This is a genomic window from Candidatus Solincola tengchongensis (genome assembly GCF_015711935.1).
Taxonomy (GTDB): Bacteria; Actinomycetota; Geothermincolia; order Geothermincolales; family RBG-13-55-18; genus Solincola_A; species Solincola_A tengchongensis.
On the sequence record NZ_JACVJJ010000101.1, the window covers coordinates 45,842 to 67,228 of the forward strand.

Sequence of the window (21,387 nt, forward strand, 5' to 3'; positions counted from 1 at the left end):
ATGCGCCCTCCTTTCTCTCCGCCCCTCGTTGCCCCAAACAATTCTCGCCACGCGATAGAACATCTGTCGTATAAAAGCCCGTCAGGGCTAACACATATTATCCGCCGCCTTCTTGAACATCATACCGCCTCTCTCCGCCCTCATCCTCTTCATGAGGCCTTGCGTAGGATGGCAAGATAATTCTCCCTGCCCACGAAACGCCGCGTAGACTTTATGCCCTCGAGCTTCCAACCCCTTCTCTCCCAATCGAGAGAGTTGCGCCTGAGGGTCTCCGCGTCTCCCTTTCCAAGGAACAATATCAGCTTTCCACCCTCGCTTACCAGCGGAGAGGCCATTCTTACGAGTTTCTCGGGATTCATTACCGCCCTCGCCAGACCGATATCAAACCCGCTTATAAAATCCTCTTCTCTGCGCATTTCCTCCAGCCTGCCGGGGTACACGCCGGCCCCGGCAAGCCCAAGCCTTTGACAAATATGCCTTATAAAAGTGATTTTCTTCCTTTGCGATTCGAGCATGGTCAATGAGAATGGTCCTCCGAATATGTATAAAGGTATGCCTGGCATCCCTGCGCCGCTTCCTATGTCCAGCACCTCAGCGTCTTCCCAAGAAATACCCCTCACTGCAAGTGGGGTAAGAGAATCGATGAACAAGGTCAATATGCCCTCCAGATCGAGCCGCCTCCCAACGAGATTGAAGGCCCTGTTCCAACGCATCAACTCCTCAAGATAGGCTAAGGCCATATCCAATTTTTCTTGCGATATATCTATGTTTAATCTTCCGGCGGCCTTCCTCAAGGACTGGAACACCATATCCGCCTTATCCACGACGGCTTTTTTCTCGTTTCCTTCGATCTCTTCCATAATGATCTCTTTGAAATCAGTTCCCATATCAGTACCGAGGCAACAACAAGGCCTTGCCCTCCTCCTCGCCCCATGACCAAATCCCTTGACAAGAACATCATTCGGTAATTTCACGATCTTTTTCTTTTTTCTCTTTTTCTATTTGCTTCCCTATTTGTCCTTGCACAAGTTTCACGTGAAACAAATCATGTTGTACATTGCCTGATTCCCCACGACAAGCCCTTTTGGCAAATTAATATAAAGTTCCGGTTTAGCTTTCGACTCAGGCCTCTGGGGGCCCGGCAATGGAACGTTAGGCCTAAGTCTTTCCATGCCCCCATTCAGGTATGATGTTATGGTTTTTAAATCACCGGTGGGATTTATTCGATGTTTCGATTCCCCAGCCTAAGCTTCCTGGTTTTTGTTTCACGTGAAACAGTGCTATTGGGGCTTATATGATATCGCCTTCTTAATCATGCCCTATTCGGTGTTTGCCGGCCTTATTATCACCCTTCTGTGGGGTTCCTCGCCCTCGCTAAAGCTTTCCACGCCTGAAATCTCTTTCAGGGCATCGTGCACGATCTTTCTCTCCCTTGCGCTCATGGGCTCCAGCTTCACCGGCCGTCCCGTGCTGGCCGCTTTTTCAGCCATCCTCTCAGCATACTCTCTCAACCTCTGCCGCTTTCTTTCTTTATACCGCTCAACATCAATGGTTATCCTTCTATCGACATGCCCTTTCTTCCGCGCTATGACCGTTACCAGGTCCTGAAGGGCTTGCAGTGTGGTCCCTCCCTTGCCGATCAGTATTCCGAGGTCTTCCCCCCAAATGTCGATGTGTACCTCTTCATCGTCCTCCCACGAGGTTACTCTGGTTCTCAGATTCATGAGATTCACGATATCTACCACGATGCTCTTCGGAAGATTTCTTTTTTCCATAAACTCCATGGCCAAAGCTCCTTCATTCTCCCGACTTCACTCCGCACTCATCTCTTCCCTTTCGAACCCGGGGGTGGCGTTTTTGGGCGTCGTTTTCGTGTCCCCCCCGAGCCCCCTGCCTTACCCGTAGAAGTCTTCTTGGTGCCAGGCTTGGAGCCGGCTGATGCGCCTCGCGTAGTTGCCTTTCCCTCTCCCGTTTTCGTCTTTTTTCCTCCTCCTGCTGCCTTTACAACGTTCGTCGTCTGGGTTTTTCCTTTTCCTTTTTGACCTGCGGGCTTTACGGCCGCTGTTTTTTGGGTCGTCTTTTTTTTCGCGGCCTCCGCTCTTCTGGCTTCTTCGGGTCTCTTGGGCAAACGCGCCCCTTCCTCTTCTTTCTTGAACTTCCTGTCGTACAGCTCCATCCCCCATTGCTGCAATATCTGGAGTACGTTGGTGGTAACCCAGTAAAGGGCCACGCCAGCCGGAAGGCTAAAGCCGATAAAAGCAATGAAGACAGGCATTATGATCATCATGTTCTTTTGCCGCGGGTCGGTCACTACCTGTTTTTGTGAATACCAAGTGGATGCGGCAAGCAAGATGATGAGTATAAAATAAGGGTCCGCTATGCGTGTGGTGTCGGCGAGGTTCCCCATCCACAGGAAACCGGCTTTCTTGACCACGGGAAGTGCCGAATACACCGCTCCCCCCAAGAGGTCCATCCCCTTGAAGACCGAATATGTGTTCCCAATGAGAATTGACGGCGGTGTCAGCAGGTACTTTCTCAGCACCGTGAAAAGCGCAAAAAAGACGGGTAACTGGAGGAGCAGCGGAAGACACCCACCCATCGGGTTTATCTTGTTCTCCCTATAGAACTTCATCATCTCTTGGGAGAGGCGCTCCTTGTCGTCCTTGTATTTCTCTTGGATCTTCTTTATCTCCGGTTGTATTTTTTGAAGAGCCAGCATGGACCTTGTCTGTTTAATGGTGAGCGGGAGCAACACCAGCTTGACCAAGACGGTGAGGATGATGATGGCCAGGCCGTAGTTTCCGCTGAACTTATAAAATGCCTGGAGTAATAGATTAAAAAAGGATACAATGCCGTTCCAGATTTCGGACAATGCACTCATCATGGTTTATCTCTCCGGTACGGGGTCATATCCGCCTTGATTAAAAGGATGGCAGCGCAGGATTCGTCGCACTCCCATCATAAGGCCCTTCGCAGGTCCGTAGGTCTTTACCGCTTGCATAGTATATTGTGAACACGTTGGATAAAATCTGCACCTTGGAGGGGTCCAGCTCGATATAAGAAGCCTGTAGGCTTGTATGAGCCAGATCACAGTTTTGGCCGGGAGCCCGATCTTCGTTGATCTTCCTTTTCTATTCCTTTTTTCCATCTCTCAGTGAATACCCTTATATCTCTTTCGATTCCCGAGAACTCCGTGTCGTAACATCTTTCGCTGGCTAGAACGACCATGTCCAGTCCCCGTGGTAAAAGGGAGGCGTTCTTCCTGATCGCCTCCCTTATCCTCCTCTTTATCCTGTTCCTTCTCACGCTCCCCTTAATCCCTCTGGCCACGGATATCCCCACCCTCGTCGGCCCCTCTTGGTTGGGGAGCGCAAAAATGACAATATTTTCCAGTTTTTCACGACGTCCGTTCTCGAGCACCCTTCTAAAGTCGCGGCTTTTCTTCAGGCTCTCCATCCGTTCAGGCGCTTAGCCTTTTTCTGCCTTTCAGCCTCCTCCTCTTCAGTATAGCTCGACCGGCACGGGTGCTCATCCTCTTCCGGAACCCGTGATTCTTTTTCCTTTTTCTGGTATTCGGCTGATAGGTCCTTTTCATCTTTTCCTCCACTAAAGCAGGAAGATTATATCGGCGACCCATCCAAGTGTCAAGAAATCGCGTTGACTCATAATTAATCTACTCCAAACGCATTCGTTGCCTTAAAAATTAAATCTGCTCGAAACGAAGCACGTAAAACCCCCGGGGCGCGAATAGGCCGAGGGGTGTGGAAATCGAGATTCGATCTGATGACCAGAAAGAGAACCACTCAAGAGGCAGCCAGAAGGTTTGAAGGCCACGAAGAAGGAAAAAGGCCGCATGCTGGACGAGTTCTGCGTTCTCACGGGCTACAACCGCTCCTATGCGCTACGGCCCTGCGAGGGGCACCGCCGGAGAAGGGGAGGGGCAGTAAAGCTCCCTCAAGGCCCTTAGGCCACGGTCCTCGGGGCCGGAAGCCCGCCTACACCTCCGAGGTGAAGAGGGCCTCGGTCGAGATATGGTCCGTCCTGGACTGCCCCTACGGCAAGAGGCTGACGGCCCCGCCCGAGACCCTGGCTGCCTTGTAGAAGTTCGGCGAGATCAGCCTTAAAGACGATTCGAGAAAGAAGTTGCTCTCGCCGAGCGCCGCAACTGCCGGCCGGCTGCATGCCCCCAAGAGGCGCAAGCTGGAGATAAGGTGGACGAGGTCACCAAGCGCAGGTTCAGGAGGCAGCACAGAAAGCTCGACCAGGCTCGGTTCACCCGGGAGATAAACTCCGCCCAGAGCAAGCTCTTCAAGACGGTGAGCGTCGGTGCCGTGGACCACAACGAAGAAGCATAGCGAGAAGCAGAGTATTTCGAGTAGGCTTTGTTTTGAGTCGTCGAATGAGCTTTCGAGTGGGTTTTTTATTGACGCAACGGGGAAATCAGAGGCGTCGTTCGCCTTCTTTTATTGTTGTCAAAAATGCCCCTTAATGGCCCATATCGGCCCTGTTATAATTTCTCTTGCTCCAATGGACGAGGGGGGTCCGGTCAGTTATCAACAGGTGTTGAAAAGGCTGTGGAAAACTTTGATTTGGCGCATAAACATTGTGTTTTTATGGTCTTGAGGGGCAAACCAACAGGAAAGGGTGAGGATGTTGTTCCAGCACTTTTAACGAGCACCGTTTGTGCACAGCAGTGGCACCGTCTCCCTGGCTTCATGCGATTTTTCCTTATCTTCAAGGGTTTTTCTCTCTCATGAAAAAAGGGGGTGAAAAGAGGTGGAGACAGCGGGGCTGTGGGAAAGGAACCCGGTCATCAGCCCTCCCCATACGAGGGTGGCGATTCCCGACGGAGAAGGTTTCAAGATCCACGAGATATCCTCGACGGACTTCCGTTCCTTCAGTGACAAGGTCGTGGATGTTGTCGTGTCCGCACTCGAGGTCTCCCACCCACAACCGCCGGAGACAGCCGTTCGCGAACTCATCGATAACCTTGTGCATGCGGTGCCGTGTGCCGCCTCGGTGGTGGTCGATCCCTCCCTGAACAGGTTCTATGTATCCGACACCGGGCCAGGTATAAGCCGCCTCGACCTCGCCCTCGAGCCCGGTTACTCTACCGCAACCGAGGCGCAACGCTCCGTTATCCGTGGGGTTGGTCTGGGTTTTTACCTGGCCGAGAAGGAAATCGCCGATCTTGGCGGCAACCTTCAGGTCTTCAGCCAACCCGGCGGCGGCACGTACATCTCCGTAAGCCTAACCGGCGATGTCGAAACCGGGATGGACGGTCTGGTGGAAAAACTCTCTCACCGCCAGAACAATATCCTCTTCCTTCTCACGGAGGAGGATTCCGTCGGCCCCTCTCAGGTCGCTAGCGAGCTTGGAATCAGCCTCAGCACCGCACACCGCGAGCTCGTAAAACTCGAGAGGCTAGGCCTCATCACCCGGTCCACGGATGGAAAAAGATTCCTTTCAGATATCGGAAAATCATACTTGCAGAGCATTCTTTCGCTATAATAGAATACGCCTGTGATGCGTCCGATGACCCACCTCGGGGGATGATCCGATGACCTCTAAGACTGGCCAACTGTGGGATAAATGTGTGGAAAAAATACAGAAGCGCATTCCCGACTCCTCATCCATATGGATCAAGAACATCAATCTCGAGGGAGTCGAAGGGAATACTTTGGTCCTCTACACCAACAACATCTTCACCAAGGAATGGGTTGATAAAAGATATCTTAACCTTATACGGGAGGTAGTCAGGGAGACTTTTGAGGGAGTGAGTGACGTAAGGCTCACCTTTAAGGATCGCAGAAAAAAGGGGGGGAGGAAGCCGGTATTCCTTGATGTCAACCTTCTGGAGGAAGAGACCACTACATCCGACCTGAATCCAAGGTTTACCTTTGAGACCTTCGTTATAGGTCCCAGCAATCGTTTTGCGCACGCTGCGGCCCTTTCCGTTTCTGAGAACCCCACATCTTACAACCCTCTATACATATATGGCGGTGTCGGTCTCGGAAAGACCCATCTCATGAACGCCATAGGACATTACACAAAGAAGTTATACCCCAACTTTAAGATCACCTATGTATCAACGGAGAAGTTCGTCAACGACTACATCGACGCAATACGCGATAAGAGGGTCCCAAGTTTTCAGAAGAAGTACAGGTCAAACGACATGCTCCTCGTGGACGATATACAGTTCCTCGCCAACAAGGAAAGGATGCAGGAGGAGTTCTTTCACACCTTCAATGACCTGCATAACAACAACAAACAGATCGTCCTCAGTAGTGACCGTCCCCCAAAGGATATTCCCAACCTCGAGGACAGGTTGATCTCCAGATTTGAGTGGGGACTGATAACCGACATACAGCCGCCGGACCTCGAAACACGCATAGCCATCCTTAAGAAGAAGGTCGATCTTGATAAGAAGGAAGTCCCGGACGATGTCATCTATTACATTGCCTCCCGCTTCGAGTCCAACATCCGTGAGCTCGAGGGGGCCCTTATCCGAGTCGTCGCCTACTCCAGCCTTATAAGACAACCCATCAGTGTCGAACTGGCTACCGAGGTCCTACGTGACATCCTTCCCGAGGAACCCTCACCAACCATAACAGTGGAGCAAATTATCAACGTTACTGCGGAGTGTTTTAACATCTCCGTGGAGCAGCTGAAGAGTCCTAACCGTTCGAGGCAACTTGTCACCGCTCGTCAGATTTGCATGTATCTGTGCCGTGAGCTCACCGACGCTTCCCTGCCGGTAATCAGCAACGCCCTCGGAGGTAGACATCATTCCACCGCCATACACTCGGTAGAAAAGATACGGGAGTTGATGAAGGAAAAAAGAGATATATACAACATGGTCCAGAAAATAACCAACCGGTTGAAAAGATGTTGAAAATAGGTGGAGAAAGATGAGGGGATTGTCTAAATATTTTCATGAGAGATTTTATAGAACACTTTCCTCACATACTATCACCTCTTATTCACACCTTTATTCACAGGCTCAGCTTATAAAAAGCGAGCTTATAAATAGCGTCGTTCTTTTTTCCACCTCTTTAACAGCTCTTAATACTACTAATATGTGTTTGAATATTGTTTATTTGTAATCATAAGGAGGCGTAGATGATGAAGATTAAAGTCTTAAGGGACGATTTCCTTAAATGCCTGCAGTATGTGCAGCATTCCGTGAGTTCGAGAAGCGTGATGCCTATTCTTTCGGGTGTTATGTTAAGAGCCGAAGGAGAGAGGGTGAGGTTTTACTCCACGGATCTGGAATCGTCGACTATTACCTTCTGCGGAGCAAACGTTGAGGAAGAAGGAAGTTGCGTGGTAAATCACAAGATACTCTTCGAGCTCTTTCGAGACCTAAGAGAAGACAAACTCGCATTGGAGATGTCGGGAAACGAGTTGCAGGTGAGCGGTGAGAACAACGTCTTTAAAATATTCACAATGCCCATAGATGATTTTCCAAGCCCACCGGAGGTGAATAAACCGGTAGTCGAGAGGATGGATAACCTACTTCTTGCCCGCTCCGTGCAAGCGGTATCAAAGGCGGCTTCCAGAGATGAAAAGAGGCCAACGCTCACCGGAATATTTATGGACTTTAAGGAGAGCGAAGTGAGTCTGGTGAGTACGGACAGCTACAGGCTTGCGGTAAAGAAGATAAGAGAGGGTTTTGAGTTGGCGGAAAAAGGGAGTTATATAGTTCCTGCAACCCCTATGCAGAATTTTACCCGCCTATTGGGAGGGGAGGATGCGGTTAAGATATACAGGGACGAGAGCGCAGGGCAACTGAAGTTTGAGAGTGGGGATGTCTCCTTCACTATTAGACTAATTGACGGTAAGTTTCCTCGTTATGAGCAGTTTATACCGGAGAACACGGAGAAGACGCTGGAAGTACGCAAGGACGAGTTATTGAGCGCTCTGAAGAGAGCATCCCTTGTCAACAGCACGATAAGATTAAACGTTGAGCCGGGAAAGCTGGTTTTGAACAGCGAGTCAAAGGACGTTGGTGAAGGAAGAGAGATAATCCCCATCGATTACGAGGGGGAGGCCGTGACTATAGCCTTTAACGGGAAGTTTCTTGAGGACGGAGTTAACTCGGTAGAAGGGGAGGTGGTGGTCATTGGGATAAACGAGTCTCTGAAACCCGGGGTTATAAAAGAAAAGGACAAGGAGGATTTTATATATATAATAATGCCGATAAGGATCTAGGAATTGCTGGTCACAGTAAGGCTGAACAACTTCAGGAATTACGATGAATATACGATAAACCTCGGACCAGGCTTGAACCTCGTCTTGGGTGAAAACGGCGTCGGGAAGACCAATCTTCTCGAGGCCATTTTTTTCTTATTAGAGGGGAGGTCGCTGAAAGGTGCGGATGTACAGGAGATGATAAGAAACGGTTCTGACGAAGGGTTGGTCGAGGGAAGGGTATCCGGAAACGTGGAGGGGGAAGGAAGGGTAGTCATAAGGAAAGGAGAAGAAACGCGAAGGAAAAGATTTGAGAATATAAGAGCGGTGGCCTTCGTTCCTGATGACGTCTTTCTAGTGAAAGGAAATCCGGAACAGAGGAGGAGGTTCATCGATGATGTCATAAGAGGAATAAAACCGGCATATTTAGAGTTGTTAAGGGACTACGGCAGGGTGTTGAGGCAGAGGAACCATGCCTTGAAAATAGCAAAAAAGGAGAGTTGGAGGGTTAGCGACGTAGAGAGCTGGGATATCCTGCTGGTGAGGCAGGGTATGGAGATAGTGAAGGAAAGGAGAGAAGCCCTCCGTATATTGTCCCACTCACTGGAGGAAGTATTGAGGGAGTGGGGGATGGGGGAGGTGGAGATCAAATATTATTCGTCCTTCTCCTCGGAAAGTGAAGAGGAGAACCTGCGTAGGATAAGAAGGTTAAGGGAGGCGGAGATAAGACGGGGGGTGAGCCTCTCCGGCCCTCACAGGGACGAGATCCTGTTCTATCTGAACGGAAGGAATATACGTAGGGAGGGATCACAGGGGGAACAGAAGATGTTCTGCCTGGCGTGCAAGTTGGCACAAACCAGGATAATGGAAGAGTTGACGGGAAAAGAGGTGGTCCTTCTTCTAGACGATTGCTTCTCCGAGTTGGATTCCAGGAACCGAATGAGACTCGCCGAAAGTCTTAAGCGAAGGTGGCAGGTACTTGTGACTTCAACGGAGGAGGTAAAGGAGCTTGGGGCGGACAGGATACTTGAATTGACGAGGCGAGGGGACAGGGATTCATAAAGGTGAAGCCATACACTCATACCGCCGTGAAGAAAATTGAAACTGCGGTTTTTGGACAACGTAATAGAGAGCAAAAAGACACGATGAGGGCGAAGATGTATGTCCTCGGCGGCGGGTATCATCTGACCGGGAACCACAGGGTAAGGAACGGCGATGAGAGAGATAAAAGACCTGATAAAAGAAACGCTCGCCGAAGAGGGCCTGAAAAAGGTGGAGGACCTGCTGAAGGTTAAGAAGGCGTGGGAAAAGATGGGGGGCCTCCCGAAAGGGGCTCCATGCGGGTTTAAAGGCGAGAAGCTTGTCGTAAGGGTTGACTCCCATGCCTGGGCGCAGGAGCTCAGCGTGCGCAGGAAGGAGGTAATAGAAAGGGTAAGGGATGAGACGGGGCTAAAAATAGAGGACATCATCATAAAATATATACCTCAAGTTTAACTCTAGAGTCATGGTGAATATCCCGTTTTCACGTGAAACCGCCCAGAATGCTATAATTTAACTTGTAAAAAAGCAAAATTCCGTGCGAGAGCCTCGATCTTGGAGGAAAGATGACCGGAGCGAAGGACGCCGCTGAGGTCTACGACGAGAGGTCCATCTCGGTGCTCGAGGGCCTGGAGGCCGTTCGTAAAAGGCCGAGCATGTACATAGGCTCAACGGGGCCGAGAGGACTACACCACCTCGTCTATGAGGTGGTGGACAACAGCATCGATGAATGCCTGGCTGGTTATTGCAACAACATATGGATCACTATCCACAGGGACAACAGCATTACCGTGATAGACGACGGACGCGGCATACCCGTTGGGATCATGGAGAAGCAACAGAGGCCGGCCGCGGAGGTCGTTCTCACCACTCTTCACGCCGGGGGCAAGTTCGGCGGGAAAGTGTACAAGGTATCGGGCGGGCTCCATGGGGTAGGCGTGTCCGTTGTCAATGCGCTGTCCAAGTGGCTCATTCTCGAGGTGGGAAGGGACGGGAAGGTATATCAACAAAGATACGAGAAGGGGGTTCCGACCACCGAACTGCAGGTGGTGGGTGAGACGAGAAGAACGGGCACCATTATAAGGTTTTCCCCCGACCCGGAGATATTCGAGACCGTGGAATTCGACTTCGAGACCATCGCCCAGCGCATGCGGGAGATGGCCTTTCTCAACCGGGGCCTGCGCATCGAGATAAGGGACGAGAGGAAGGAACCCCCGGAAGAGGTGGTATACAAGTACGAGGGCGGAATAATCGACTTCATAAAGCACGTGAATTCCAGCAAAGAACCCCTCCACAACAAGATAATCTACATGAGCTCCGAGCAGGAGGAGGCTCAGGTTGAGATAGCCATGCAGTTTAACAAGGGCTATGTGGAGAACATATATACCTTCGCCAACAACATAAACACTCACGAGGGAGGGACCCACCTGGCCGGATTCAAATCCGCCCTCACCAGGGTGATCAACGATTACGCCCGCAAGAAGGGCTTTCTCAAGGAGAAGGACCCCAACCTGATAGGGGAGGACGTGAGGGAGGGGCTGGCGGCCATAATCAGCGTGAAGCTCAAGGAGCCTCAGTTCGAAGGCCAGACCAAGACGAAGCTGGGAAACACAGATATAAAGGGCTTCGTGGAGTCCACGGTGAACACCAAGCTCTCGGAGTGGCTGGAGGAAAACCCGGCGGAGGCACGGGCCATAGTGAACAAGGTGATAGGTGCATCCAAGGCGAGGATGGCGGCCAGGCACGCGCGAGAGCTGACCCGTCGGAAAAGCCTTCTCGAGAGCACGTCGCTTCCGGGTAAGCTGGCGGACTGCACGATGAGAGACCCCTCCATGTGCGAGATATACCTGGTGGAGGGTGACTCCGCGGGTGGATCGGCCAAGCAGGCGAGGGATAGGCGGTTCCAGGCCATACTGCCTCTAAAGGGCAAGATCCTCAACGTGGAGAAGGCGAGGCTGCATAAGATACTCAACAACAGCGAGATACAGGCCATCATCTCCGCCGCGGGGACCGGCATAGGCGAGGAGTTCGACATATCCAAGGCCAGGTACCATAAAGCCATCATCATGACCGACGCGGACGTTGATGGGGCCCACATAAGGACTCTCATACTGACCTTCTTCTTCCGTTACATGCAGGAGATGATCGAATCCGGTTACGTATACATCGCCCAGCCCCCTCTTTACCGCGTCCACTGCGACAAGACGGATTACTATGCCTATAACGATACCGAACTGGAGGAGCTGTTGAAGCGATTCGACGGGCGGAAGTACGAGATCCAGAGATACAAGGGCTTGGGCGAGATGAACGCCGAGCAGCTGTGGGAGACCACCATGAACCCGGAGAAGAGGGTCCTCATACAGGTCACCCTGGAGGATGCCATAATAGCCGACGAGATATTCAACACCCTCATGGGCGATGATGTGGAAGCCCGGCGACAGTTCATCCAGAGGCACGCCAAGAACGTGCGCTTCCTGGACATCTGAAATCGATAGCCCGCGAGAACCTCGCCGAGGGGAGGATGGAGGATGGTACAGGCATTGTCCGGAAAAATCAAGACCGTGGAAATAGAGGAGGAAATGCGCCGTTCCTACATCGATTACGCCATGAGCGTGATCGTGGGTAGGGCGCTCCCCGACGTGCGGGACGGGTTGAAGCCCGTGCACCGTCGCATCCTCTACGGGATGTATGAGCAGAACTTGACCCCCAACCGGCCCTACCGGAAATCCGCGAGGGTGGTGGGAGATGTCATGGGGAAATACCACCCCCACGGCGACGCGGCCATTTACGACACACTGGTGCGCATGGCCCAGGACTTCTCCAGCCGGTACGAGCTGGTGGACGGTCACGGGAACTTCGGCTCCGTCGACGGGGACAGCCCGGCGGCAATGCGCTACACGGAGGCCCGCCTTTCACCCATCAGCATGGAGTTGTTGAGGGACATCGACAAGGATACCGTGGACTTCATTCCCAATTACGACGGGTCACTCCAGGAACCCACCGTCCTTCCCTCGAGGTTTCCGAATCTGCTGGCCAACGGGTCATCGGGCATTGCCGTGGGTATGTCCACCAACATACCCCCACACAACCTGGGGGAGGTCATCGAGGCCACCATTGCCCTGATAGAGAACCCAGATCTCGAATCGCGTGACCTTATGCGTTATATCCATGGGCCCGACTTCCCCACCGGCGGCGTGGTCATGGGCCTGGAGGGCCTCAGGGAAGCCTATGAGACGGGGCGGGGCGTCATAAGGGTCCGGGGAAAGGCGCACATCGAGCAGACCAAGTCGGGCAGAAGCCGCATCGTCGTGACCGAGATCCCCTTCCAGGTGAACAAGGCGCGCCTCACGGAGCGAATAGCCGAACTGGTGAGGAGCAAAAAACTGTCGGGAATAGCCGACTTAAGGGACGAGAGCGATCGCACCGGGATGAGGCTGGTGATCGAGCTGCGCAAGGAAGCCGCCCCCCAGGTGGTCCTCAACCAGCTCTATAAACATACACAACTACAGGAATCCTTTGGCATCATAATGCTGGCCCTCGTGGATGGGGTACCCCGCATCCTCTCCCTTAAAGATGCGCTCGCGGCCTATATAAACCATCAGGTGGAGGTCATCACCCGGAGGACGCGGTTCGAGCTGGATAGGGCGGAAAAAAGGGCCCACATCCTGGAGGGCCTTCTGATTGCCCTGGCCAACCTGGACGCGGTCATCGAACTGATAAAGAAATCGCGCACCGTTCAGGATGCCAGGGAAGGGTTGATGAAACGGTTCAAGCTGAGTGAAGAACAGGCCCAGGCCATATTGGACATGCGGCTCCAGAGGCTCACCGGCATGGAGCGGGAGAAGGTTCGGGAGGAGCACAAGGAACTCCTGAAGGAGATAGCCCGTTTGAGGGAGATCCTGGCCGACGAGAAGAAGGTCCGCGCCCTGATCGTGGAGGAGCTCACGGAGATCAAGAGAAAATACGCCGACCCTCGCCGTACGGATATAGTACCCGACTATGATGATCTGGAGATCGAGGACCTGATAGCGGAAGAGGAGGTGGTGGTCACCATCACCCATTCCGGCTACGTGAAGAGGCTGCCCATCGCCACCTATCGAACCCAGAGAAGGGGAGGCAAGGGGGTTACGGGCATGAACCTCAAGGAAGGCGATTTCGTGGAACACCTGTTCATCGCCTCTACCCATCACTACATACACTTCTTCTCCAACCGCGGGAGGTCGTACCGGCTGAAGGTCTATGAGCTTCCGGAAGGTTCCCGCACCTCCAGAGGGCATGCCCTGGTGAACCTACTTCCCCTCGGGCCCGGCGAGAAGATATGCTCGGTGATTGCGACCCGTGATTATCCGGAGGAGAGCTATCTGGTGATGGCCACCAGAAAAGGCATGGTCAAGAAGACCCCCTTCAAGCAGTACGATTCTCCGCGCCGGGACGGACTGATAGCCATAGACCTCCAGGAAGGGGACGAGGTCATCGACACCCGTCTTACCGATGGGCAGAGCGAGTTGATACTGGTCACCAGGGAGGGGCAAGCCCTTCGTTTTCCGGAAACGGATTGCCGCCCCATGGGAAGGGATACGCGCGGAGTACGGGGGATAAACCTGTCGCCCGGTGACGAGGTCATCGCTATGGGCATCGTCGCCGAGGACGCCGACCTCTTTGTGATCACCGAACAGGGTTACGGGAAGAGGACGGCCATTTCCAAGTATCCGAGGCGCCACAGGGGAGGCAAGGGAGTGCGCACGATAGCCGCCGGTGGGGCAAGAGGGAAGATAGTGGATGCCAGGGTGGTCAGAGAGAACCAGGAGCTGATGGCCATATCCGTAGAGGGAGTGGTCATCAGGGTCCCCGTGGAGGATATCTCCCGAATGGGACGCGCCACTCAAGGGGTGAGGGTGATGAGCCTGCGGGAGGACGACAGGGTGGCATCGATTGCCCACCTTGCCTCCCGCGAGGGTTGGTCGGACGAGAGGGAGGAAACTGAGGAGGAGGGAGAGAGCTGAAGAGGTTCGAGGTCCTCGACCACACCGCGGACGTAGGTATAAGGGCCTACGGGAGGTCCAGGGAAGAGGCCTTCGCCAATTGCGCGCTGGGGATGATGTCCCTCATCCTGGATGTGGAGAGCGTGGAGCCCAGGGAGAGAAGGCATGTGGCCGCCGAGGCCTCGGGCCTGGAGGAGCTCCTGGTGAGGTGGCTATCGGAAATCCTTTTCTTGGTCGAAGCGGAAGGATGGGCTTTCGGAGATTTCGAGGTTCGCGAGGTGACCGAAAGACAGGCCGAAGGATGGGGGCTGGGAGAGCCTCTTGATACGGGGAAACACAAGGTCTCCGGGGAGATAAAAGCCCCCACTTATCACATGTTGTCGTTCGGCGAAGATAACGGCATCTGGATCGCCCAGGTCATATTCGACGTCTGAATTGAGGGGGGTTTTCCGCTCGCGCCGCAGGCCACCCCGTCGCAGGGAGGTGGACGGAAGGGACGGCATGAGTTGCGTCTCCGTTTGGCGGGGCTTCGACCCCCAACCCCTCGCGCTATGTCTCGAAGCAAGCGAGGAGAGCCTGCGCCTCGGAGGCGGCGGTGAACCATGAGCCCGGCTTGATGAAGGAGAGATTCGCCCGAAGGGGGTGAAAAAGATGGGTTTTCTTGACAAAGTTAGGAAGATTGACGAGTACATGTGGGAGATACCGGACGACGCCCAAGAAGGCATGAGGGTCCCGGGCATCGTCTTCGCCGATAGGGAAATATTGGAAAAAGCAGACGGGGACAACGCCCTGCAACAGGTAGCCAACGTGGCCTGCCTGCCGGGCATCGTCAAGGCCTCCCTGGCCATGCCCGATATCCACTGGGGATACGGCTTTCCTATCGGAGGCGTTGCCGCCACCCTGGCGGAAGACGGCGTTATATCACCGGGCGGCGTGGGTTACGACATCTCCTGTGGGGTGAGGCTCGTGCTCACCTCCTTGTCCTGGGAGGAGGCGAAAGAAAAACTGCCCGAGCTTCTGGACATGCTCAACGCCTCCGTACCAAAGGGTTTGGGCACCAAGGGAAGGCTTCACCTGGAACGCAGCGAGATGGAGAGGCTCATGGCCAAGGGAGCCCCAGAGCTGGTGGCTCGGGGCATAGGATGGGAAGAGGATCTCGAGGCCATGGAAGAACTGGGGCGCTATCCGGGAGCCGACCCGTCCAAGGTCAGCGAACGGGCGTTCGCCAGGGGAAAGGACCAGGTGGGGACCCTGGGTTCTGGGAACCATTTCCTGGAAATTCAGGTTGTGGAGGAGACCAGGCCTCCAGCTGACGAACTGGGTCTCTCCGAGGGCCAATTGGTGGTCATGGTGCATTCCGGATCCAGGGGGCTTGGCCATCAGATATGCACGGATTACATCGAGATAATGGGGGCGTCCCTGAAGAAATACGGGTATTCGCTGCCCGACCGCCAGCTGGTCTGCGCCCCCGTGGAGTCCCGGGAGGGCCGCGACTACCTGGCGGCCATGGCCTGTGCCGCCAACTTCGCCATGTGCAACCGCGAGGCCATAACCCACTGGATAAGGGAATGTTTCGAGAGGACCTTCCGGTCAGGGGCACGGAACCTTGGGATGCACGTCCTCTACGACATATCACACAACCTGGCCAAGATCGAGGAGCATGTGGTGGACGGCAAACGCTTGACCCTCATGGTGCACCGCAAAGGAGCCACCCGTGCCTTCCCGGGCACGAGGCCGGAGGTGCCGGAGAGGTACTCCGGCACCGGCCAGCCGGTGATCATCCCCGGGGATATGGGAAGCCATTCCTATGTCCTGGTGGGGACCCAGGAAGCCCTGGAGAAGAGCTTCGGCTCAACCTGCCACGGCGCCGGGAGGACCATGAGCAGGAAGGCGGCCAAGAAGCAGGTGAGAGGCGAGGAGCTCAAGAGGAGGCTGGAGAGGATGGGCATCCTCGTGCGAGCGGCCCAGCTTTCGGGGCTGGCGGAGGAGGCGCCGGAGGCCTACAAGGACGTGCGTGCTGTGGTGGAGATATGCGAAGGGGCGGGCATCTCCCGTCGTGTGGCCCGCATGAGACCAGTGGCGGTGATGAAGGGATAAAAGGGCAGAGCCCAGGAAGAACAGGGGGTCGGGGCGCCTTGAGAAGACGCGGGCCAAGAGCGGCTTTTGCGATAGTGGCGTCCGTGGTGTTCACCGCAGCGATTTGCGGGTGTGGAGGAGGGGACATAAAGGGAGTGCCCCAAGAGGAGGGGAAACGCAGCACCCTGGAGGGGAGCTATCAGGTCAAGGCCATGGACGACGAGAAAGTTCTTGGGGTGGGGATCTATAAAGGGGGCTCCTTCCGGGTGGTCCTGGAAGGGATACCGCGAGTGGTGATCTATAACCGTGAGGAGGGGAGGGGTTGGATGGTCAACCTCCAGCGCAGGACCTATAGCGAGATAGACCTTGAAGAGGCATCCAAGAGGTCCGGGTTCCTTCCGTCCCAGGTGATGAAACCCTACTTCGAGCTTCCTTCTTATTGGGAGCGAGGGGAGTTCCACATGGAAACGCAAGATGGGCGCACCGTAACCGCATATCTGGACGGGCCCGGGCATCTTCCCTCCACGTGGGAGGTGATCGGGCCGGGAGGCAAGATAAAGAGGCTTGAATGGGAATACCGCCGGGTAGGGGAGGTGTCGGAGGATAACTTCCGCGTTCCGGAAGGCGTGACCCTCGAGGAATGAATACAATATATGGTGGTGAAGTATAGAGATATCCACAACATGTTGTTGAAATTGTGCATAAAGCCCTTTCTTGTGTTGGGGGCGAAGCGTGGTTATAATCTATGGATGCAAGGGCCTATAGCTCAGCAGGTTAGAGCGCACCCCTGATAAGGGTGAGGTCACTGGTTCGAATCCAGTTAGGCCCACCAGTGATTCATGCCGAAGGCCGAGAAGGCCTTCTTTTTATCGCCGCAAAGCGCTGCATCACCCGGCGTTCGGTCAGAAGCGCAGCGCGCAGCCTCCATCGGGCGTTTCGTTGCCTGCCAATCCCCTGCCATGGGGGAAACGCGCAAATCTTCTCGCCGCCTCCCCCCTCTTGGCGGTCACCCCGGAGGGGAATCGCGCCCAGCGGAGGCGAGAGAGGTAAACGGACGTCGCGCGGCTCTAGCCCCCTTGTTGGGCTTCACGCCGAGTAGGGCATGAGGTCAGCGAAATAAAGGGTCAGGGTTCCGGCGGTGAGAGTGAAGCGGGAGAGCCCGTCCCAACGCCGGAGGCAGAGGAAGGGGAAGACCCAGAAAAGATACCAGGAAAGAAAGTAGGTGCGGGTGAGGATAAAGGCCAGGGTCACAAGGAACCAGCACTCCGGGAAGTCACGCTCCGAGCGGCAGCGACGAGAGAAATGCGCGAAGGCGACCAGAAAGACGGCGTTGAGGAACAGGGAACAGAGGACCGAGGCCACCGAAAAGGCCACCCGCATGTTCAGGCGGAGAACCAGGCCCAGCAGGCCTCCCGTGGCCGCCAGGAGCCATCCGGCCGGCAGATTGTAATTGCGCAGCTTCAGGTTCTCCAGTATGGGGGAGAGGGTCCTGAGCCCCTGCCAGAAGGGGGCGTAAAAGGCCGCGAAGACGGCCAGGAAGATGAGCGCCAGGACGCACACGTCCCTGAGCCAGCCCCTGATATTCTCTCGCTTTCGAAAGAGATAGACCAGGTAGGCGGCCATGAGGATCAGGGTGATGTACTTGATCATGAACGAGAGGCACAGAAGAAAGAACCCGAATCGCCTTCGTCCTTGCATGAGCAGGGCCAGAGCGGCCAGGGCCAGAGCGGCCATGATGACGTCATTGTGCGCGCCTCCCGTAGAATGGATGAGGAGCAGCGGGTTCCATGCGTAGAGCATAGTCCCGAAGGCACGGCGTCGTGGGGAATATTTCCCCAGGATATACCAGATGAGGAGAACGCAGGCCAGATTGAAGAGGGCGGCGGTGGATTTGAAGAGGTAAACCCCCAGGGTTATCTGGTTTCCGGAAAGACGCATGAGAAGCATGGAGAGCAACGTAAAAAGGGGGCCGTAGACCACGGGGGTGTTCTTCCAGTAAAGACTGGTGAGCGGGAAGAGAGGGTCGGCGGAAAAACGCTGGGGGGTGACCAGGTACGGGTTACGGCCGTAAGCGGTCGCTATCTTCCCGTAGAACATATACGAGAACACGTCGCGGCTGAGGAGCGGCGGGACGATGAGGAGGATGATGTTCAGGACAAACCAGACCGAGAGGATAGAGGGCAATCCGCGGGGACGGCGCAGAAAGATATGGACCGCCCAGAAATAGCAGATCACAAGGAGCAGTAGGACGACGTAGAGAAAGATCCGCAGCCCGAGAGGGCTGGCGTTCTGGAAGCCGCATATCTCCAGGAGTTGGCGGAGGAAGACATTCCTCTGTGCCGCCATATGTGTGGTGGACATCTTTCCGATGACCCCGTTGGGTGCCAGGGAGGATAGCGCCAGGGTCATGTAGAGAAAAAGGGTGAGGCACAACATCCCCAGGTAAGCCAATTCGGACCTCAAAACCCCCGAGGGGCGACCCTTTGCCCCTACGGAGGGCCCTTTCGTCGCCTTCGTCTTCATGGCTTGCTCCGACCGGCCCGCCCTTCAATCCGCGGTGGATGCTTGGGGAAGAAGGCAGGCGCGTATCTTTCCGTCCGAGGAAACACAATACACCCATCCACCGCTCACGTAGGGTCGTTGTGAAAAGTCGAACCCGAAAACGTAGATGCGAAGACATCTTCCCGTATCCGCGTCCAGCTCAAGAAGCCTGCCTTCCGGGAAATATACGTAAACGACCTCAGGGGATTGCGGTCCGGCCGCGAGCAGAGGATTGCCGCCCAGGCCCCACCGTATACGGCCGTCTTCCATGGACAGGGCCAACACGCGGTCCGGGCAGCGGTCCAGTAGGACGTTACCCTTTGCCGTGCGGGAGAAAGAGGGAGTGAAGTGATACATCCCCACCTCCCACAACCTCTCGCCGGTTCGAATGTCCAGGGCATACATGCGCCCGTCGACGGTGGCCACATACAAACGGTCACCGGCGAGCAGGGGGGAGGAGAAAACCGCGCTGTCCACCGGCTTGACCCACACCTCCCGACCGGTGTTCCTGTCCAGGGCCAGGACGGTGGACTTGGAGCCTGCGGTGAAGATCAGACCTTGCCCGGTGGCGGGAGGAGACGGCGTCCAGCTCTCGGTGTCATAGGACCACAGGAGGGCCCCGCTTCCCGGATCCAGGGCGTAGAGTCTGTTGGAGAGCCCAAAAACCGCGTTATTGTCGGCGAAAAAGAGCAGCAAGCCGTCGTCCGCCAAAGGTCGGGTGAGTATTTCCCCCTGGGCGGTGAAGGACCACAGCTCGTTGCCGCTTTGTGCGTCGACGGCGTGCAGGACATGTGAGGTCGTCCCCACGTAAACGACCTCTTTCCAGGGGCTGGGAGGAGAGGATATCCAAGCGTCCAGCGTGCGGCTCCAGAGGACTGCCCCCGAGCGTGCGTCCAGGCAGTAGAGCGAGCTCCCCGATGAATCCGTCGAGGAGGCCACGTATAACCTGTCGCCTTCCAGGGAAAGCAGGGCCTGACCACTTCCCACCTCCACCTCCCAGGATGGTCGCAGGCGGAGGACCTCCAGTCTGTCGAGCCGGCGCAGCAATTCGGGGATGGAGGCTCGGGGGGCGGGGAAAGGGCTCGCCTGCGGCTCGGAGTCCGGCCAGGAAGAAACAGCCCCTGCTTGCTTTGCCCCCCTTACCGTGAGGGCCACGAAGGAGCCTGCGAAGGCAAGGAAGAAAGCGACCAGGAACAATTTGAACCATGCCACCCAGCGCTGTTCCATGTCCTCTCTCCTCCTTGGGGGCGCGCCGGATCCACGTGCCGCGATACATACGCTGCACCCCGCTACATGCTCGAAACCCCACGCTGCCCCCTCTAATCTATAGTTTTGCCACCCTCCTTTCAATGCTTACCGCGCGCCTTCGAGGATGGGGGTTATGGAGCGCGTGTCCTGGTCCTGAGGAGCGCAGACGCGGGCGCGCGCTCGTTGCCGCGCCTCAGGGCGGAGAATTGTGGCGGGAGAATAGGGGAAACTCCCGCCTTGCGGCAGTCGAGGCTATCGGCAAGGAGTGTCTCCAGAGGATGTGCCGCGGGAGCGTTAACACCATGAGCGATGATATGCTTTAGTTGCGACCGGGACGGATGTGGGGAAGAAGTGGCGTGGGCATCGGCATTGGGAAGCGGCGATCGCGAGGACGGCCTCGTGCCGGCCCAGGGGAGATTCGTGAAGGGGGGAAGCTTAGGCCATGAAGAGGAAGTACACACCAATGGGAATGTTCATGGGAGCGGCGATTGTCCTGTGGCTGGCGGCCCCGGCTCACTGGGGCGATGTCTTCATCGCCGAAGAAAGCGAGCTTCGGCAGCGCATGCTAAAGTTCTACGCCCGGTTCGAGGTGCAGCTACTGGCCTTTTTCTACTGGCTGCTCAACCGCGACTTCATGTCCCGGCCCCCGGTTAGGAAGTTCTTCTATTACGCCCTGGCCAAGTTCATGGCCGAGAGGGCCATTGTCAGCCAGGTGATGACCTTGGGGGAGATGGAGGATTTCATCCGGAAGCTCCCGGATGACGGCCGCATCGCCGTCGGGCCCTGCCGCTGCCGGTTGGCCACAAAAGCCTGCGACCACCCCCTGGAAACGGACATCATCATCCTCACCGGCGCCCCCATATGGCTGGAGCTGTTCCCCCGGGACTATCGACCCATCGACAAGGAGGAGGCCCTGCGCATCGTGCGGGAGAGCAACGAGAAGGGCCTGGTTCAGATGCTCGACCGCCACATGTATTTCCGTGGAAGCGCCAACTATTTCGTCATCTGCAACTGCTGCGCCTGTTCCTGCCTGCCCATAATCGGGTACCGTACCTTCAAGGAAGATGGCTACCATTATATTCCATCAAAATATCGCTCCGAGGTGGACCTGGAGAAATGCCGGGGGTGCGGGACCTGCGTGGAGATCTGCGCCTTCGGAGAAAGGTCCCTGATGGAGGGAAAGGCGAGGGTCGCCGATTGCCAGGGATGCGGACTCTGTGTGAGATTCTGCCCCAACCAGGCCAACACCATGCGGCCTCGCTGAGGTGTTGGCGAACCTCTGGGCTCGTGTATAGAATGGGATGGCCGG

20 protein-coding genes and 1 tRNA gene are annotated in these 21,387 nt (G+C 55.4%); 13 read left to right on the forward strand and 8 right to left on the reverse strand.

Annotated features, from left to right (window positions below; genetic code table 11):
• Nucleotides 1-149: 149 nt before the first annotated feature.
• From rsmG to rpmH, 6 genes are all read right to left on the reverse strand, one after another.
• Nucleotides 150-974: a 16S rRNA (guanine(527)-N(7))-methyltransferase RsmG gene (rsmG, locus tag H7007_RS09650; RefSeq protein ID WP_287155027.1), complete on the reverse strand. Its 825-nt coding sequence runs from the start codon at nucleotides 972-974 to the stop codon at nucleotides 150-152.
• A 345-nt stretch (nucleotides 975-1,319) separates the two neighbouring features.
• Nucleotides 1,320-1,784 carry an RNA-binding cell elongation regulator Jag/EloR gene (jag, locus tag H7007_RS09655; RefSeq protein ID WP_287155029.1) on the reverse strand — a complete coding sequence of 155 codons (465 nt, stop codon included), beginning with the start codon at nucleotides 1,782-1,784 and terminating at the stop codon, nucleotides 1,320-1,322.
• A 38-nt stretch (nucleotides 1,785-1,822) separates the two neighbouring features.
• Nucleotides 1,823-2,884: a membrane protein insertase YidC gene (locus H7007_RS09660; protein WP_287155030.1), complete on the reverse strand. Its 1,062-nt coding sequence runs from the start codon at nucleotides 2,882-2,884 to the stop codon at nucleotides 1,823-1,825.
• A 3-nt stretch (nucleotides 2,885-2,887) separates the two neighbouring features.
• Nucleotides 2,888-3,148, reverse strand: coding sequence for a membrane protein insertion efficiency factor YidD (yidD, locus tag H7007_RS09665; RefSeq protein ID WP_287155031.1), 261 nt, complete (start codon nucleotides 3,146-3,148; stop codon nucleotides 2,888-2,890).
• Nucleotides 3,088-3,456, reverse strand: coding sequence for a ribonuclease P protein component (gene rnpA, locus H7007_RS09670; RefSeq protein ID WP_287155032.1), 369 nt, complete (start codon nucleotides 3,454-3,456; stop codon nucleotides 3,088-3,090). The genes yidD and rnpA overlap by 61 nt, the downstream gene beginning before the upstream one ends.
• A gap of 4 nt (nucleotides 3,457-3,460) precedes the next feature.
• A complete protein-coding gene (rpmH, locus tag H7007_RS09675; RefSeq protein WP_287155033.1) occupies nucleotides 3,461-3,595 on the reverse strand; it encodes a 50S ribosomal protein L34 in 135 nt (44 codons plus the stop codon).
• Nucleotides 3,596-4,211: 616 nt separating this feature from the next.
• On the opposite strand from rpmH, the gene H7007_RS09680 reads away from it, so the two are divergent.
• From H7007_RS09680 to H7007_RS09735, 12 genes are all read left to right on the forward strand, one after another.
• Nucleotides 4,212-4,355: a hypothetical protein gene (locus H7007_RS09680; protein WP_287155034.1), complete on the forward strand. Its 144-nt coding sequence runs from the start codon at nucleotides 4,212-4,214 to the stop codon at nucleotides 4,353-4,355.
• 421 nt (nucleotides 4,356-4,776) lie between these two features.
• Nucleotides 4,777-5,511, forward strand: coding sequence for an ATP-binding protein (locus H7007_RS09685; protein ID WP_287155035.1), 735 nt, complete (start codon nucleotides 4,777-4,779; stop codon nucleotides 5,509-5,511).
• Nucleotides 5,512-5,560: 49 nt separating this feature from the next.
• A complete protein-coding gene (gene dnaA / locus H7007_RS09690; protein WP_287155036.1) occupies nucleotides 5,561-6,895 on the forward strand; it encodes a chromosomal replication initiator protein DnaA in 1,335 nt (444 codons plus the stop codon).
• 227 nt (nucleotides 6,896-7,122) lie between these two features.
• Complete coding sequence (gene dnaN / locus H7007_RS09695) at nucleotides 7,123-8,214, forward strand: DNA polymerase III subunit beta (RefSeq protein WP_287155037.1); 1,092 nt, start codon at nucleotides 7,123-7,125, stop codon at nucleotides 8,212-8,214.
• Nucleotides 8,215-8,217: 3 nt separating this feature from the next.
• Nucleotides 8,218-9,255, forward strand: coding sequence for a DNA replication/repair protein RecF (recF, locus tag H7007_RS09700; RefSeq protein WP_287155039.1), 1,038 nt, complete (start codon nucleotides 8,218-8,220; stop codon nucleotides 9,253-9,255).
• Between the two features lie 153 nt (nucleotides 9,256-9,408).
• Entirely contained in the window at nucleotides 9,409-9,687 is a 279-nt protein-coding gene (locus H7007_RS09705; RefSeq protein WP_287155040.1) for a DciA family protein, read from the forward strand.
• Nucleotides 9,688-9,797: 110 nt separating this feature from the next.
• The gene (gene gyrB, locus H7007_RS09710) at nucleotides 9,798-11,717 is read left to right on the forward strand and encodes a DNA topoisomerase (ATP-hydrolyzing) subunit B (protein ID WP_287155041.1); all 1,920 of its coding nucleotides are present in this window, start codon (nucleotides 9,798-9,800) and stop codon (nucleotides 11,715-11,717) included.
• Between the two features lie 42 nt (nucleotides 11,718-11,759).
• The gene (gene gyrA, locus H7007_RS09715) at nucleotides 11,760-14,234 is read left to right on the forward strand and encodes a DNA gyrase subunit A (protein ID WP_287155042.1); all 2,475 of its coding nucleotides are present in this window, start codon (nucleotides 11,760-11,762) and stop codon (nucleotides 14,232-14,234) included.
• Nucleotides 14,231-14,647 (forward strand): archease, encoded by a 417-nt coding sequence (locus tag H7007_RS09720; RefSeq protein WP_287155067.1) that lies wholly within the window; start codon nucleotides 14,231-14,233, stop codon nucleotides 14,645-14,647. Before gyrA ends, H7007_RS09720 begins: the two co-directional genes overlap by 4 nt.
• Before the next feature lie 217 nt (nucleotides 14,648-14,864).
• Nucleotides 14,865-16,310 carry an RtcB family protein gene (locus H7007_RS09725; RefSeq protein WP_287155043.1) on the forward strand — a complete coding sequence of 482 codons (1,446 nt, stop codon included), beginning with the start codon at nucleotides 14,865-14,867 and terminating at the stop codon, nucleotides 16,308-16,310.
• A gap of 134 nt (nucleotides 16,311-16,444) precedes the next feature.
• Nucleotides 16,445-16,933, forward strand: a complete 489-nt coding sequence (locus H7007_RS09730; RefSeq protein ID WP_287155044.1) for a hypothetical protein — start codon at nucleotides 16,445-16,447, stop codon at nucleotides 16,931-16,933.
• A gap of 111 nt (nucleotides 16,934-17,044) precedes the next feature.
• Nucleotides 17,045-17,121: transfer RNA gene (locus tag H7007_RS09735), tRNA-Ile, on the forward strand.
• Nucleotides 17,122-17,375: 254 nt separating this feature from the next.
• On the opposite strand, the gene mptB is transcribed toward H7007_RS09735, so the two are convergent.
• Nucleotides 17,376-18,752 (reverse strand): polyprenol phosphomannose-dependent alpha 1,6 mannosyltransferase MptB, encoded by a 1,377-nt coding sequence (gene mptB / locus H7007_RS09740; protein ID WP_287155045.1) that lies wholly within the window; start codon nucleotides 18,750-18,752, stop codon nucleotides 17,376-17,378.
• Nucleotides 18,753-18,836: 84 nt separating this feature from the next.
• Entirely contained in the window at nucleotides 18,837-20,057 is a 1,221-nt protein-coding gene (locus H7007_RS09745; protein WP_287155046.1) for an outer membrane protein assembly factor BamB family protein, read from the reverse strand.
• 463 nt (nucleotides 20,058-20,520) lie between these two features.
• Here H7007_RS09745 and H7007_RS09750 point away from each other — a divergent pair, with 463 nt between their 5' ends.
• Nucleotides 20,521-21,342: a 4Fe-4S dicluster domain-containing protein gene (locus H7007_RS09750; protein ID WP_287155047.1), complete on the forward strand. Its 822-nt coding sequence runs from the start codon at nucleotides 20,521-20,523 to the stop codon at nucleotides 21,340-21,342.
• Nucleotides 21,343-21,387 lie beyond the last annotated feature (45 nt).

Coding starts and splice junctions, on each gene's coding strand:
- rnpA (WP_287155032.1), bottom strand. CDS start 3,456: ATGGAGAGCCTGAAGAAAAGCCGCGACTTTAGAAGGGTGCTCGAGAAC.
- dnaN (WP_287155037.1), top strand. CDS start 7,123: ATGATGAAGATTAAAGTCTTAAGGGACGATTTCCTTAAATGCCTGCAG.
- jag (WP_287155029.1), bottom strand. CDS start 1,784: ATGGAGTTTATGGAAAAAAGAAATCTTCCGAAGAGCATCGTGGTAGAT.
- H7007_RS09725 (WP_287155043.1), top strand. CDS start 14,865: ATGGGTTTTCTTGACAAAGTTAGGAAGATTGACGAGTACATGTGGGAG.
- gyrA (WP_287155042.1), top strand. CDS start 11,760: ATGGTACAGGCATTGTCCGGAAAAATCAAGACCGTGGAAATAGAGGAG.
- dnaA (WP_287155036.1), top strand. CDS start 5,561: ATGACCTCTAAGACTGGCCAACTGTGGGATAAATGTGTGGAAAAAATA.
- H7007_RS09750 (WP_287155047.1), top strand. CDS start 20,521: ATGAAGAGGAAGTACACACCAATGGGAATGTTCATGGGAGCGGCGATT.
- H7007_RS09705 (WP_287155040.1), top strand. CDS start 9,409: ATGAGAGAGATAAAAGACCTGATAAAAGAAACGCTCGCCGAAGAGGGC.
- H7007_RS09745 (WP_287155046.1), bottom strand. CDS start 20,057: ATGGAACAGCGCTGGGTGGCATGGTTCAAATTGTTCCTGGTCGCTTTC.
- rpmH (WP_287155033.1), bottom strand. CDS start 3,595: ATGAAAAGGACCTATCAGCCGAATACCAGAAAAAGGAAAAAGAATCAC.
- H7007_RS09660 (WP_287155030.1), bottom strand. CDS start 2,884: ATGATGAGTGCATTGTCCGAAATCTGGAACGGCATTGTATCCTTTTTT.
- yidD (WP_287155031.1), bottom strand. CDS start 3,148: ATGGAAAAAAGGAATAGAAAAGGAAGATCAACGAAGATCGGGCTCCCG.
- gyrB (WP_287155041.1), top strand. CDS start 9,798: ATGACCGGAGCGAAGGACGCCGCTGAGGTCTACGACGAGAGGTCCATC.